Origin of the sequence: Acetobacter syzygii, from assembly GCF_000964225.1 — a bacterium.
Lineage (GTDB): Bacteria > Pseudomonadota > Alphaproteobacteria > Acetobacterales > Acetobacteraceae > Acetobacter > Acetobacter syzygii.
Genome location: NZ_BAMZ01000003.1, coordinates 94,202 through 107,635, shown reverse-complemented (window position 1 = coordinate 107,635; position 13,434 = coordinate 94,202). Strand labels below are relative to the sequence as shown.

Sequence of the window (13,434 nt, the reverse complement as noted above, 5' to 3'; positions counted from 1 at the left end):
CTGTTCAAAAAAATCCGGCAAACCGGTTTTTGGGAAGCCATTATGGAAGGAGATCTGCGTTACCCTTCCGGGCTGCCGATTCCACTGTTGGCGGTCTCTATAACACGGCCTTAAGACAAGATACAATTCGTTCTTGCGTATCAGAACCGCACTTCCGTGTGTTTTATTGTGGATGTGCACAAAAACAGGAAAATAAAAAGCATGTCGGTTCTTGCCATTGCCCGCATGGGGCACCCCATTCTGCTGCAACGCGCCGTTGAAGTGGAGGATGTGAATGCTCCACAAATCAGGCTCCTGCTGCAAAACATGCGCGAAACCCTGACCGAGAGTGGGGGCGTTGGGCTTGCTGCGCCACAGGTGTATGTTTCGCTCCGGATGTTCCTTTATTCGGTGCCACCTGCCAGGAGTGAAGGGGAGGAAGATCCTCCGCGCTCCGTGCAGGCGTTGATCAACCCTGTGCTGGAACCTGTGGGTTCGGATACGGTGCCGCGGCTGGAGGGGTGCCTGTCCATTCCCGGTTTAAGGGGGGAGGTGCCGCGTTACCGGCAGGTGCGGTATAAGGGCTGGAACGAGCATGGCGTATGGGTGGAGGGTGTGGCATCAGGTTTTTGCGCCAATGTTATGCAGCACGAAATGGATCATCTGGACGGAATCCTCTATCCCATGCGTATGACAGACATGGCCCGCTTTGGTTTTGAGGCGGAAATAGGACGGTACGGGGTAAAGGCATGAGCATACTGCCGGGAAAATTGGAACAGGCTCTTTCTCTCGCGGTGGCAACGCTGGCGGCGGGGGTTATGCCTGCCCCTATGGAGCGGGATGCGGACCGGGATCAGGCTTTGCGCAAGCTGGCAGCCGTTGCAGGGGATAAAGGGTGGAGCATGGCTACACTGCGTGCTGCTGCAGGGCCGGATGCCGATCTGCTTTTCCCCGCAGGTGTGGTGGAAATGGTGGAGGCATGGTCCGACCTGTGTGACCGCGCCATGGTGGACGCCATGCTGGATACGGAAGAGCCACGGTTGAGCCAGCGGGTCCGGCAGGCCATTTTGCTCCGCCTGCCGCCAGATGAGCAGCGGCGTGCAGCGGCTGCAAAGGCAATGACGGTCTTTTTATCCATCAAAGGGCAAAAAGCCTTCAGGCGCGCATGGCTGCGTACGGTCAATGCTATATGGCAGGCTGCGCAGGATGATGCGACAGGTCTGACCTACGTGAGCAAAAGGTTAAGCCTTGGTGGGCTTTATGCCTCGGTTTTTCTGTACTGGCTGGCGCGCGGTAGCGATGCCGCAGGGTTTGAAGCCTTTGTTGATCGCCGTTTGGCAGATGTACTGCGTATTGGCCGCATAAAGGCCCGTTTTGGTGTGTCGGCCCCTCCATCATCCGCTCCGGCCCAGTAAGAGTTTTATGTGGCCATGATGCCAGCCCCCCATGAGCGCGCGGGTTCTGACCTGCTCTTTTTGCGAGAGGAGAGTCTGCGGCTGGCCCAAACGCTTATGTTCCTTGCTGCACGGGATATGGCCGAGGCTGTAGCACCCGTGCTGGAGGAAGATGGTCTGGGGCGTGCGCACTACAGGGTTTTGCAGGTTCTGGCTTTTAGCCCCGGTATTCCGGTCAGTCGTTTGCAGGACATTCTGGGCGTAACCAAGCAGAGTCTGGGCCGCACGTTGCAGGAACTGGATGCCCGGGCCTATCTGGAAAGCCGGGCAGGGCGGCAGGACAGGCGGCAGAAGCTGCTGTTTTTAAGCCCGACAGGTAAGGAGGCGGAAGCCCGACTGTTTGCAGTTATCCGGCAGAGGCTGGTTGCCGCATACCGGGAGGCCGGGGGAGCTGCGGTAGAGGGTTTTCGCCGTGTTATAAACGGCATGTTGTCCGAGCACAGCCGTGCTTTGCTAACCGAAGAGAGCGCAGGACGCAGGGAAGGGCGATAACGTGTCTGATCAGATAACGGCCACGGAAAGTGATGTTGCATCGCATGTTATGGTGGTGGACGATGACCCACGCCTGCGGCGTCTGTTGCAACGCTATTTGTTTGAGCACGGGTTCCGGGTCAGTGTTGCGGCCAATGCGGCAGAAGCCCGCCATACGCTGGAGGGCATACAGCCGGATGCACTTGTGCTGGATGTGACCATGCCGGGCGAAAACGGGCTGGAACTGACCCGTGCGCTCCGCGAGTCCGGGCAGGACCTGCCAATCCTGCTCCTGACCGCACGAGGGGAGCCGGAAGACCGCATAACAGGGCTGGAAGCCGGAGCGGATGACTATCTGGGCAAACCGTTTGAACCGCGAGAACTTCTGTTGCGGCTCAAGGCACATCTGCGTCGCCACCAGCCCCCACCGCCAACCGATAACCTGCGTATTGTGCGGCTGGGGGATAAGGAATTTGACCCGGTCAGACTGCTGCTCAGTGGTCCTGAAGGCAATATCCATATGACAGGGGGGGAGGCTGCCCTGCTCTGTGTTCTGGCACGCAAACCCAACGAAATTTTTACCCGCGAGGAAATCGCCAAGGCCATGGATATGACCGAGATCGGCGAGCGTGCGGTGGATGTGCAGGTCACTCGTCTGCGCCGTTGCATAGAGCCCGACCCGCGTGAGCCGCGCTTTTTGCATACGGTCCGTGGGCGGGGGTACGTGCTTAAACCGGGGCTTTAAGGCGTATGGCAGGCCGAAGGGGTTTTCGTCTTTTCCCACGGGGAGGGTGGAATGCGAGCACGATGGAAAAATCCGTCAGGCGCGTGTTGCCCCGCTCTCTTTTGGGGCGCTCGCTGCTGATTGTTCTGTTCCCTCTGCTTATCACGCAGGGAATCGCGCTTGAGCTTTATTACGGCAATTTTCTCAAGGTTGTGTCCCGGCGGCTTACCACTTCGGTTGCAGCAGAAATTGTATTGTCGCTCAATGCGCTGGAACGGCTTAAAAATCCGGCGGACAAGCAGTGGTTTATTGAGCAGGCCCGCGAGCAGCTCCAGCTGATAGAAATTTGGCGACCGGGTGGAAAACTGTCTCGCGTTGGGTCAACCCATGTGCTGGGACCAATGGATGATGACCTTGTGCGGGCATTGCACGAGGCCATTACCTACCCATTTTTTATTAGCTGGCGGCATTTCCACCATACAGTCCGTATTTACATCCAGTTGCCAGATGGTGTGCTGGAAATTGATGCCCCCAGAAAGCGGCTGGACATGGGGCAGATATGGCTTTTTGTAGCATGGACGGTGGGGAGCACCCTGCTGCTGTTCATTATTGCGGGCCTGTTCATGCGTAATCAGGTCCGTGCCATTCGCCAGCTTGCACAGGCGGCGGAACAGTTTGGCATGGGGCGGGATATTGGCCCCATACGCCCGGCAGGCGCGCAGGAAGTGCGTAAGGCTGCTGTGGCCTTCAACCGGATGCAGGATCGGATTACCCGCTTTGTTGCCCAACGTACGGGGGTTCTGGCGGGTGTTTCGCACGATCTGCGTACACCTCTGACACGTCTGCGGCTCTCCTTGGCCATGATGCCGCGTGAGGGCACCATTTGTGCTGCGCGCATGACCGAAGATCTGGATGAGATGATCGGCGATATTGCCGAAATGGAGCATATGATCGACAGCTACCTTTCCTTTGCCCGGGGGGAAGGTTCTGAGAGCGTCCAACTGGTTGAGATGGTTCCTTTTTTGGAAGATGTGGTTGGTGCAGCCCGGCGTGCCAATGTGCATGTTAGAGCGCTTGTGGTGGAGCCGGGTTTACGTGCCCACATGCGGCCGGATGCCATGCGGCGCGCTCTGGGTAACCTGTTTGATAATGCCCGCAGGCATGATGCCAGTGTGGTGCTGAGCGCACGCAGGGTTGCTGGAGGTGTGCGTATTCTGGTGGACGATGATGGACCGGGCATTCCACCAGACCGGCGTGCACAGGTGCTGCGTGCGTTTGAGAGCGGGCACGGTGGGGGCACTGGTCTGGGGCTGACCATAGCGCGGGATATTATTCGCGCACATGGGGGGGAAATGGAACTGGATGCCGCGCCAGAGGGTGGCTTGCGGGTCAGGCTATACCTGCCAAACTAGGGGCTTGCCACTTCTGCAGCAGGTTGAGCGGAGCGACCGTTTAGAGGGAGTTACCCGAACCGAAGTGCCCAGGCCCCGAATTGTTGTTGAACATGCCGCCCTGACCGCCTGCTGCGCCAGAGCCCATCATGTTCTGCATGGGGTTGTAGCGGCCGACATTGCCCAAAATCTGCTGGAGGGCGTTAATTTTGGTACCCGGTGTTGGGGTCACTTCGTTAATCATGGCTACGTGTATGCCGTCCTTGGCATTCAGCGTGCGCATACTTTCCAGTGTTCCGGCATTGTTGAACTTGAGCACAACAAGGTCCTGTTTGATCACACCGGGAAAATCCATGGGCACCAGATGGGTGGTCATGGAAATATAAATCCAGATGTTATCATCAAACGCCCCCTTGGTGGTGGGGGAGCCCATCAGGTCAATGGCATCGGCCCGTGTGCTGGAGCCGGGAACAAGCTGGCTGTATTCTTCCGGTTCGAGCAGTGAACCTCTGGGGGTCGGCGTGGGGCCAAAAACCTGACAGCCAGAGAGCACAAGAACAGTGGCAAGTGCTCCACAGGCACTTTTAAGGCGCATCATCTTGTTCTTGCGTGGCGGCGTCATCTGGTCAGGGTGTCCCAAACGTAAGATTGTGATCCATGATCGTCATCCAACTGGCAACGGCCATTCCTGTCCGATGCCCCAACACTCGCGGTGCGTCAATCGCTGAATGGCAAAAAGCACACGCTTTATGCGCTTCTGCCTTTGTCATTACTCCATAAAACTCTGCTTGTGTGGTAGATTGTGCGCACGGTGGCCGAAGCTTTGCCCCGAGCATGTTCCGCCCGCTTGTTTTAGCGTCATTTCAGGAGACTTCCATGACCGAAAAGCCAGAATTTTCTCGCCCTCTGGCCGTGCGCCGAATCGGAACACTGGGAACGGATATGACGGTGGAAGCCACACCGGATGAATGCCAGAAAGTTGCCAAAAGGCTGGGTTTGCAGGATGTGGCCATGCTGCGCTGCCGCTACCGCCTGAAAGATGATGGACGGGGCACTGTTACGGCCGAAGGCGCGTTGGCTGCGCGCTTTACGCAAACCTGCGTTGTGAGCATGGAGGCGTTTGAGGATGTGATGGCGGGTTCCTTTGTTGTCCGCTTTGTGCCCGCATCCCAGTTTGTGGAAGCCGATGCCCCGGATATGGACGCGATTGATGAAATTCCGTATGAAGGGCAGGACGTTGATCTGGGCGAGGCTGTGGTTGAGCAGTTTGCTCTGGATCTGGAACCCTACCCCCATGCGCCTGATGTTATTCTCCCTCCCGGTCTGATCATGGATGAGGACGAGGTGGAACGGCGCGGGGTTGAGGAAGAGTCTGAAAAAAAAGCCAGTCCTTTTGCCGGTCTGGCGCGCTGGCGGGGTGGAAACGCGTAACCATTCAAGGTGTGCGTGTTGGGTTTTCTTTTAGGATTGCTTGCGAAAACGCTGGCTGTCTGCTAGAGGCCGCGGCTCAGTGCTGGTGATAAACCTGTTATGTCGTCTGGCTGCGTTCGCGCGTGACCAGGTGTGTTGTTCTTAACCATTTTTATGAGAAGGGGCTGGGCTTATGGCTGTACCCAAAAAGAAAACCTCGCCTTCACGTCGTGGCATGCGTCGCAGCCATGAAGCTCTGCGCGCAGAAGCTCATGCTGAATGCTCCAACTGTGGCGAACTGAAGCGTCCTCACAATGTCTGCAGCCACTGCGGTCATTACGATGGCCGTGAAGTGATTGCAGCAGGCAAGGCACTCAAGGTCGCCGTTCGCGCCTGATTATTCAGGCGCGTAAACGCGTGTTGCATCCGTAGCACGCGGGATAATGGGGGTAAGGCATCTGCGGCATGGCAGAGAAGCAGGCATGAGCAAGACCGAGATTCCAGAAAGTTTTCCTTCCGATCCAGATGAGGTGTTCAACCTTGCCGTGGATGGAATGGGGGGCGATGGGGCTCCAGAAGTGGTTGTTGCCGGGCTTGCCCTTGCCGCCGAGCGGCACCGAAACATCAAGGTGCTTCTGATCGGGGATGAAGCGCGCCTGCTGCCTTTGCTGGCGAAGTATCCCAAGGCTGCGTCCATATGCACGGTGTGGCATACGGATGTGTCCATCTCCATGGACATGAAGCCAACATCCGCCCTGCGGATGCGTCAGTCCTCCATGCGACTTGCCATGGACGCCGTAGCCAGTGGGCGCGCCCAAGGGGTTGTGTCTGCCGGTAACAGTGGCGCCATGCTGGCTCTGGCCAAGATTGTTGTTAAAACACTTCCCGGTATTTCCCGGCCCGCCATGGCGGCCATCAGCCCAACCATCAAGGGCGATGTTGTCATGCTTGATCTGGGTGCCAACGTGGTGTGTGACTGGCGTAATCTGGTAGAGTTTGCCGTAATGGGTGAGGCCTTTGCCAAGTCTGTTCTGGGGCTGCCCGCACCAACGATTGGCTTGCTCAATATCGGGGCGGAAGAACTTAAAGGGGACGAAAAACTGCGCGTGGCGGCAGAAACGCTGCGCGAGAGTCCTCTTGCTGCCCAGTTCCACGGTTTTGTGGAAGGGCATGATATTACCGCAGGCACCACAGACGTGGTTGTAACTGACGGATTTACGGGAAATGTTGCCCTTAAAACCGGCGAAGGCGTGCTGAAAATGGCCACGACCCTTCTGCGCCGTGTTTTCCAGCGTGGGATTATTTCCCGCCTTGGGTATCTGCTTGTCCGTCCCGGACTTGAGCGGATGAAGGAGTGGCTGGACCCCCGTCGTTACAATGGCGCGGTTTTTGTGGGGCTTAATGGTGTGGTGGTCAAATCCCATGGTGGCACGGATGCCGAGGGGTTTGCCGCTGCAGTCGATGTGGCCATGGATATGGTCACGCATGGTTTTAATGAGAGCATTCGTGAGCGCCTTTCTCATATGGGAGCATTGCTGATGCGCCCACAGGTTGAGGAAGAATGTGAACCAGCCCTCCCGGTTTCCTGAATAAACGGGGCGAATGTATTGCGTGCGCAACGCCCGGAGTGGCGTGCGCTGGCGGATAATGAAAGAACGGTCATGGCAAAACGTTCGCGTCTGGTGGGTTTTGGCGGATTTCTGCCAGAAAGAGTTGTCACGAACGAAGAGCTGGCAACCCGCCTTGCAACTTCGGATGAATGGATCAGGACCCGTACCGGTATTACGCAGCGGCATGTAGCCGGACCGGAAGATACCGCAACAAGTATGGGAACCAGGGCCGCGCAGCGTGCTCTGGAGTATGCGGGTTTAAGTGCTCAGGACATCGATGTTGTTCTGGTTGCGACCTCTACCCCGGATCAGGCGTTTCCGGCCACGGCAGTGCGGATTCAGGCTGCTTTGGGTATGACCCATGGTTTTGGCTTTGATATTGCTGCGGCCTGCTCTGGCTTTATTTTTGCTTTGGCCACAGCGGATTCCTTTATTCGGTCTGGTCAGGTGCGTAATGCACTTGTGATCGGAAGCGAAGTGTATTCCCGCATTGTGGACTGGGAAGACAGAGGAACCTGCGTTCTGTTTGGTGATGGAGCAGGGGCCGTTGTGGTTTCAGCCACTGACGAATCCGATAGTCATGGCATTTTGTCCACGCATCTGCATTCGGACGGCACAACGGGTGACCTTTTGTATGTTGATGGCGCAGTTGGGCAGCCTGAAAAAAGTGGGCACCTGAAAATGAGCGGGCGGGACGTATTCCGCCATGCCGTTGCCAAATTATCCTCTTCGGTTGATGAAGCGCTGAACGCAGAAGGCTTGACCTATGCGGATGTGGACTGGCTTGTTCCTCATCAGGCCAACATCCGGATTATTGAAGGGGTGGCTAAAAAGCTGAGCCTTCCTGCCGAACGTGTGGTTGTAACGGTTGACCGGCACGCCAATACGTCTGCCGCGTCCATACCTCTGGCACTGGATGAAGCTGTCAGGGATGGGCGGATTCAAAAAGGTGAGCTGGTGCTTATGGAGGCACTGGGGGGCGGTTTGACCTGGGGCTCCGTGCTCGTTCGCCTGTGAATTATTGATAACAGACAAGTGACATCATTGTGAATGAATTGACGCGCCGCACAGGCGTGTTACCTTTCGTCACATGGAAACTGTCACGCGTGCATCTTTGATAGAGCAGATCTATCAGCAGGTAGGGTTGTCTCGTAAAGAGTCGTCTGTGCTCCTAGAAGATGTTCTGGAGACAGTTATGCAGGCGCTCGAGCGAGGCGAAAGTGTCAAAATCAGCGGTTTTGGCACGTTCTCAGTCCGTAAAAAGGGGCAGCGCTGCGGGCGTAACCCCAAAACAGGGGAAGAGGTACCGATTCTTCCCCGCTCCGTTTTGGTGTTCCGGTCCAGTCAGCTGCTCAGGGCCGAGGTCAACCATGAGGAGACAGAGCCGGGAGTCGAATATGACGATTAATGGCACGCCATCCATGCATGATGTTGAGCACGATACGCTGGATTCCCTGCCCGCAGAGGCAGAGTCTCTGGATGCGGAAAAAGGTCCGCAGGCTTTTCGTACCATTAGCGAAGTTGCAGATGAACTGCATGTTCCCCAGCATACCCTGCGCTTGTGGGAAACCCAGTTCCATCAGGTCCGCCCCTTAAAAAGAGGGGGAGGCCGACGCTATTACAGGCCTGATGATGTGGCGCTTTTAAGCCAGATTGCAGATCTGATTTACACTCAGGGTTATACGGTAAAAGGTGTTCAGCGCCTGTTACAGGAACGGCCTTTGGCACCACAACCGGATATGCAGACCTCTGCCGCCAATGGTGTGGAAGAAGCGCCTGTTGCTGCCGAAATGGCGGTGATTGAATCTGAGCAGGACGTTCCTGTTGTGGCGGATTACCAGCAGATTGAGACCGTAGCAGCGCAGTTGCCAGCGGCAGTGGAAGCAGGTCTGGAGCAAGCGCTTGTGCAGATAATGGGGCAGAATGTTCGTTTACGGTCTGACCTGAGCGATGTGCTTGTGGAGCTGGAAGCCATACGGCGCAAGATTTTGGCCTGATTATAAAAAAGATAAGAATAAAGGTGGTTATGGGCTTGTGCCCTTTATAGAGGGCTGCTAAACAGCCTTCACACTTAACGGGCAGTAGCGCAGTCTGGTAGCGCATCAGTCTGGGGGACTGGGGGTCGTGGGTTCGAATCCCGCCTGCCCGATATTTTTCCAAAATAAAATGCTTAATAACCCCACCCTTGGGGGGAAATGCAAAAGCCTTTACGGCTTATGCATTATTGCCGTATGCCCAGCGCCGCCAGATCAGGTTGAGTGCGGCCATGGCTGCCGGGCCAATAAACAGGCCAATCAACCCCCACATTTCCGCACCACCCAAAATGCCGAGCAGAACCCACAGGAATGGCAGTTTTGTTGTGCCGCCAATCAGGGTTGGGCGGACAAAGTGGTCGGCTACAAAAATAACGGTTGCGCCAATGCAGAAGGTCACAATAGCGGCAACAGATGCGCCAGAGACCAGAATCAGCAACGAGACCAAACTAATCGCTATCATTGCGCAAAACGGGATCATGGCTGCAACAGCCGTAATGACGCCAAACAAAGCAGGATGGGGAGCGTGGGCGAAAAGATACACAATGCCCATTAAAACCCCTTCGCCAATGCCGACCAGCACAAGGCCCTGAACAGAGCCATGGATGGATGCAACAATCTGGCGGGCAATGCTTTCCCCCCTGCGGCCAAAAGCCCGGCAGGACGCCACACGACACTGGCGGATAACGGAAACACCGTCCTTATACAGAAAAAACAGTGTTAGAATGGAAAAGCAGAACAACGTGCCACGGTGAGCAATCTGGCTCCCTAATGCACGGGTAACTGTAACCCCCTTGTTGTCCAGCGCGCCCAGCAGGCCGGAAACATCGCGCGGGTTAGCCAAGTGTGTTTCCCACAAATGAGTAATGGTGGCTGCACCAAATGGAAGTTCCTGAATAACATCGGGTACGGGAACACCAAATTTACGGGCATGATCCACCCATTCCAGAGCGTTTTGTGCCTCGCCAATGGCTTCAAGCGTGAGGAGTGTTAGGGGAATAACAAATAATAATGCCATAGCCGCAGTAAACAGGAGCGGCAGCAGTGTGCCGCGTGCTGCGTGTGGCCACATGCGGCACGCCCATGTGTAGAGCGGCCATGTGGCAATGGCAAAAACCCCCCCCCATGCAAGAGCAGGCAAAAAGCCCTGTATGGTGTAAAGAGCAACTGTCACAATAAAAAGCGCGAGAAGACTGCGTGCCATTTCCTGTCCCCGCTTGGAGCGCTGGCTGGCCTTGATCAGGCTACAGCGCTGGTGCGCGGGCACTAACGAAGATGGAGGCGTATTGGGCATGCGTGATGTGTCTTTCCAATGATCCTGTTTTGCACAGACCGCTCTTTATCGTGCTGTACACAGCATACTGTGTTGTGCACGAATAATATAGCACATGTGGTGCGTCCGGGTTTGTTCTGCCCGGTCTGGGCATGGATTGGCTGTATCTTTTTTCAAATATATCTCTAGTGTTCCGCTTCTTGCCTGCCTATTGAAGCGGATATTCCATGCTCAGAAATTTTCTGACCGTTGGTGGCTGGACCATGCTCAGCCGCATTCTCGGATTGATACGTGACCAGCTTCTGGCCGCCTTTATGGGGGCGGGTCCTTTGCAGGATGCGTATCAGGTTGCATTCCGTCTGCCTAACATGTTCCGTCGCCTGTTTGGGGAAGGGGCTTTTAACGCGGCCTTTGTTCCCATGTTTTCCACCGTTATGGTGCAGGATGGCAGGGATGAGGCCCGTCTGTTTGCCCGTCGTACGCTTGGGGTCATGCTGGCATGGCTGATTTTTCTGTGCGTGCTGGGCGAAGTGTTTATGCCGCAGGTGTTGCGGGTTATAGCTCCGGGCTTTTTGCAAAGTGGTGACCGCTACGCTCTGGCGGTCAGTCTGAGCCGCATTACTTTTCCCTATCTGGTCATGATCTGCGCTGCGGCTTTATTTGCCGGGGTGCTTAACGGTTTACATCGTTTTGGCATGGCTTCTGCTGCTTATCTGGCTTTTAATGTGGTGGGTATTATTGCCATTATTGGTGCTTCACCGTTTTTCCCAAGTGTTGCTTACGCTGCGGCGTGGGGGGTAACGGTCTCTGGCGTGGTCCAGTTGGGGTTGCTGGCATGGGCCTGCGAAAAGGCTCAGTTTGGTCTGATGCCACTTTGGCCCATGTTAACACCACGCATTCGATTGTTGCTGCGCCGTATGGTGCCGGGGCTGATCGGGAGCGGAGTTGGCCAGATCAATCTGACTGTTGATACAATAATTGGCACCTTGCTCCCTGCGGGGAGCGTGTCGCTCATGTATTTTGCAGACCGGATTAACCAGTTACCGCTAGGTGTGCTGGGGGCAGCCGCAGGCACCACACTTTTGCCAGTGCTCACGCGGCATTTAAGCGCTGGAGATATTGAGGGCGCACATGCGGCTCAGAGCCGGTCTATGGAATATGTGGTGCTGTTGACCCTGCCTGCTGTGGCCGGGCTGCTGGTGCTGGCCGGGCCTATTATGATTGTGCTGTTCGGTCATGGTTCTTTTACCGAGCATGATGCTCTGCTGTCAGCGCAATCTTTGCGGGCCTATGCCATTGGGCTGCCTGCTTTTATTCTGGTTAAAGTGCTCTCTCCAGCCTTTTTTGCAAGGGGAGATACCCGCACACCTGTTTATGTTGGCATTGGTGTGCTGCTGCTGAACTTTGTTCTGAACCTGTTGTTCATGAAGCCTCTGGCACATATGGGTCCACCTTTGGCCAGTAGTGTTACGGCCTGTGTGAATGTTGTATTCTTGGCAGTGCTGCTGCAACGCAAGAATGCGCTGCGTCTGTCTGGTGCAACACTATTCCATATGGGCCGCGTCAGTATTGGTGCGCTTCTTATGGGGTTGGGGCTTTGGGGTATTGAGCATGTGGTGGAGCTGCCGACCCTGTTTGTTACCAGAGCTCTTTGGCTGGCGGGCATGGTGTGCGGTGGCGGCGCTTTGTACGCTGTTCTTCTGCATGGCCTTGGGGTGGCTGATTTGGCTGCTATGGCTGCGCGTATTCAGCGACGGTTGTTGCGTAAGGCACAATAAATAAAACAGGGAAGGTAATGGCAGGTCATGTATGAGGTCGTTCTGGCGCATCAGGTCGATTTTGAGACATGGCGCAACGCTGCAAGGCATTATGTGCAGGCCGGTGTTGTGCCAGAGTCCGTGGTCTGGCGTGTAGCAGCAACAGAACAGGACCAGCCATGGACTCCGCGTGCGTTGCCGCAAGGTTTGGAGCCAGCCCAGCCCGCTTTTAATCTATCCCGTCGGTTTGTTGGTGCTCTGGGGCAGGCCCTACAGGTCTGCGATCCACAGCGTTTTGCCGTGCTTTATCGTATTCTGTATCGTCTTGAGCATGAAGCGCTTGATCTAACCAATATCCATGACCCCGATTTGCAGTGGCTTCGGTGCAGTATTGGTCAGGTCAAAGCAGATACGTTCCGGTTTAGAGATATTTTTTCGGCGTTTTGTGCGCAGCGCTCGGAGCATCTGCTGCATGATGTTCCCGAGCATTATATTCTCGAAGCGAATGCGCATTACTGTATGCAGCGCAATGCCCGACCATGGCGCGTTGTTACGCCATACAGGCGCATGGAGTGGACAGGGCATGGCATACGGTTTGCCGTAGGAACAGATAGAGCGGCTGAGGATGATTCTGTCGTATGGCAGGCAGATGGCGTTGGGGTCTGGCGTGGTTACGTGCGCAGCGTGTGGCCGCCCCACCTTGGGGATGTAACCTCAGCATCTTCTCTGACCAGACTTGGTGCTTTGGCAATGGATTGCCGGGCTTGTGGCTTATGGCACGCCGCATCCCGTACGGTTTTTGGGGAAGGGGCGGCGCAGGCCAGTATTATGCTGGTTGGTGAACAACCGGGTGACCAGGAAGACCGGCAAGGTCGGCCTTTTGTGGGGCCAGCCGGGCAGGTCTTGGATGATGCCTTGCAGGAAGCCGGATTACACCGTGACCAGCTTTACATTACCAATGCTGTTAAGCATTTTCATTTTATATGGAATGGAACGCGCAGGTTGCACCAAAAGCCCGAGGCAGAGCATATAGCTGCATGTCGGGTATGGTTGGAGGCAGAGCGGACAGCCGTTAAACCAAAGCTGCTTGTTATGCTGGGCGCAACGGCAGCACACAGTATTTTGCAAAAACCCACAACAATATCGCGCACCCGTTCCCGTATTTTTCCACTGGAAGACGGAACGCAAGGATTGGTGACAGTGCACCCTTCTTATCTGCTGCGTTTACCAGATGAAGCCAGCAAGCAGCGCGAATATGCACGATTTGTAGAAGATTTGCGTATGGCCGCCAGTTACGTGGCGCAGTAAGGCAGCCATCCATACTGGACCACA

The 13,434-nt window shown here is 55.7% G+C and carries 15 protein-coding genes and 1 tRNA gene; 14 read left to right on the top strand and 2 right to left on the bottom strand.

Going from position 1 to position 13,434, the window contains the following annotated elements:
- The first annotated feature begins 201 nt into the window (after window positions 1-201).
- The 5 genes from Absy_RS00650 (at window position 202) to Absy_RS00630 (ending at window position 4,040) form a co-directional block, all read left to right on the top strand.
- On the top strand, window positions 202-732 hold the full coding sequence (locus Absy_RS00650; RefSeq protein ID WP_048852864.1) for a peptide deformylase: 531 nt from the start codon (window positions 202-204) through the stop codon (window positions 730-732).
- Complete coding sequence (locus Absy_RS00645) at window positions 729-1,394, top strand: ubiquinone biosynthesis protein COQ9 (RefSeq protein ID WP_048852790.1); 666 nt, start codon at window positions 729-731, stop codon at window positions 1,392-1,394. The genes Absy_RS00650 and Absy_RS00645 overlap by 4 nt, the downstream gene beginning before the upstream one ends.
- A gap of 18 nt (window positions 1,395-1,412) precedes the next feature.
- On the top strand, window positions 1,413-1,925 hold the full coding sequence (locus Absy_RS00640) for a MarR family winged helix-turn-helix transcriptional regulator (RefSeq protein WP_048852863.1): 513 nt from the start codon (window positions 1,413-1,415) through the stop codon (window positions 1,923-1,925).
- Between the two features lie 49 nt (window positions 1,926-1,974).
- Entirely contained in the window at window positions 1,975-2,649 is a 675-nt protein-coding gene (locus Absy_RS00635; RefSeq protein ID WP_084596768.1) for a response regulator, read from the top strand.
- A 62-nt stretch (window positions 2,650-2,711) separates the two neighbouring features.
- A complete protein-coding gene (locus Absy_RS00630) occupies window positions 2,712-4,040 on the top strand; it encodes an ATP-binding protein (protein WP_084596761.1) in 1,329 nt (442 codons plus the stop codon).
- A 40-nt stretch (window positions 4,041-4,080) separates the two neighbouring features.
- On the opposite strand, the gene Absy_RS00625 is transcribed toward Absy_RS00630, so the two are convergent.
- Window positions 4,081-4,641: an outer membrane protein assembly factor BamE gene (locus Absy_RS00625; RefSeq protein ID WP_084596759.1), complete on the bottom strand. Its 561-nt coding sequence runs from the start codon at window positions 4,639-4,641 to the stop codon at window positions 4,081-4,083.
- Between the two features lie 254 nt (window positions 4,642-4,895).
- On the opposite strand from Absy_RS00625, the gene Absy_RS00620 reads away from it, so the two are divergent.
- The 7 genes from Absy_RS00620 (at window position 4,896) to Absy_RS00590 (ending at window position 9,188) form a co-directional block, all read left to right on the top strand.
- On the top strand, window positions 4,896-5,450 hold the full coding sequence (locus Absy_RS00620) for a DUF177 domain-containing protein (RefSeq protein ID WP_048852786.1): 555 nt from the start codon (window positions 4,896-4,898) through the stop codon (window positions 5,448-5,450).
- Window positions 5,451-5,622: 172 nt separating this feature from the next.
- Window positions 5,623-5,826 carry a 50S ribosomal protein L32 gene (rpmF, locus tag Absy_RS00615; protein WP_048852785.1) on the top strand — a complete coding sequence of 68 codons (204 nt, stop codon included), beginning with the start codon at window positions 5,623-5,625 and terminating at the stop codon, window positions 5,824-5,826.
- Window positions 5,827-5,911: 85 nt separating this feature from the next.
- A complete protein-coding gene (plsX, locus tag Absy_RS00610) occupies window positions 5,912-7,018 on the top strand; it encodes a phosphate acyltransferase PlsX (protein WP_048852784.1) in 1,107 nt (368 codons plus the stop codon).
- 72 nt (window positions 7,019-7,090) lie between these two features.
- Window positions 7,091-8,056, top strand: a complete 966-nt coding sequence (locus Absy_RS00605) for a beta-ketoacyl-ACP synthase III (protein WP_048852783.1) — start codon at window positions 7,091-7,093, stop codon at window positions 8,054-8,056.
- A gap of 37 nt (window positions 8,057-8,093) precedes the next feature.
- Window positions 8,094-8,447 carry an integration host factor subunit alpha gene (locus Absy_RS00600; protein ID WP_257006324.1) on the top strand — a complete coding sequence of 118 codons (354 nt, stop codon included), beginning with the start codon at window positions 8,094-8,096 and terminating at the stop codon, window positions 8,445-8,447.
- Window positions 8,437-9,036 (top strand): MerR family transcriptional regulator, encoded by a 600-nt coding sequence (locus Absy_RS12985; RefSeq protein ID WP_084596757.1) that lies wholly within the window; start codon window positions 8,437-8,439, stop codon window positions 9,034-9,036. Before Absy_RS00600 ends, Absy_RS12985 begins: the two co-directional genes overlap by 11 nt.
- Window positions 9,037-9,114: 78 nt before the next feature.
- Window positions 9,115-9,188: transfer RNA gene (locus Absy_RS00590), tRNA-Pro, on the top strand.
- A gap of 65 nt (window positions 9,189-9,253) precedes the next feature.
- Here the strand turns inward: Absy_RS00590 and Absy_RS00585 are convergent.
- On the bottom strand, window positions 9,254-10,366 hold the full coding sequence (locus tag Absy_RS00585; RefSeq protein ID WP_048852781.1) for an AI-2E family transporter: 1,113 nt from the start codon (window positions 10,364-10,366) through the stop codon (window positions 9,254-9,256).
- A 206-nt stretch (window positions 10,367-10,572) separates the two neighbouring features.
- Here Absy_RS00585 and murJ point away from each other — a divergent pair, with 206 nt between their 5' ends.
- Both murJ and Absy_RS00575 read left to right on the top strand, forming a co-directional pair.
- Window positions 10,573-12,123, top strand: coding sequence for a murein biosynthesis integral membrane protein MurJ (gene murJ / locus Absy_RS00580; RefSeq protein ID WP_048852780.1), 1,551 nt, complete (start codon window positions 10,573-10,575; stop codon window positions 12,121-12,123).
- A gap of 27 nt (window positions 12,124-12,150) precedes the next feature.
- Window positions 12,151-13,410 (top strand): UdgX family uracil-DNA binding protein, encoded by a 1,260-nt coding sequence (locus Absy_RS00575; RefSeq protein WP_048852779.1) that lies wholly within the window; start codon window positions 12,151-12,153, stop codon window positions 13,408-13,410.
- The last annotated feature ends 24 nt before the right edge of the window (window positions 13,411-13,434 follow it).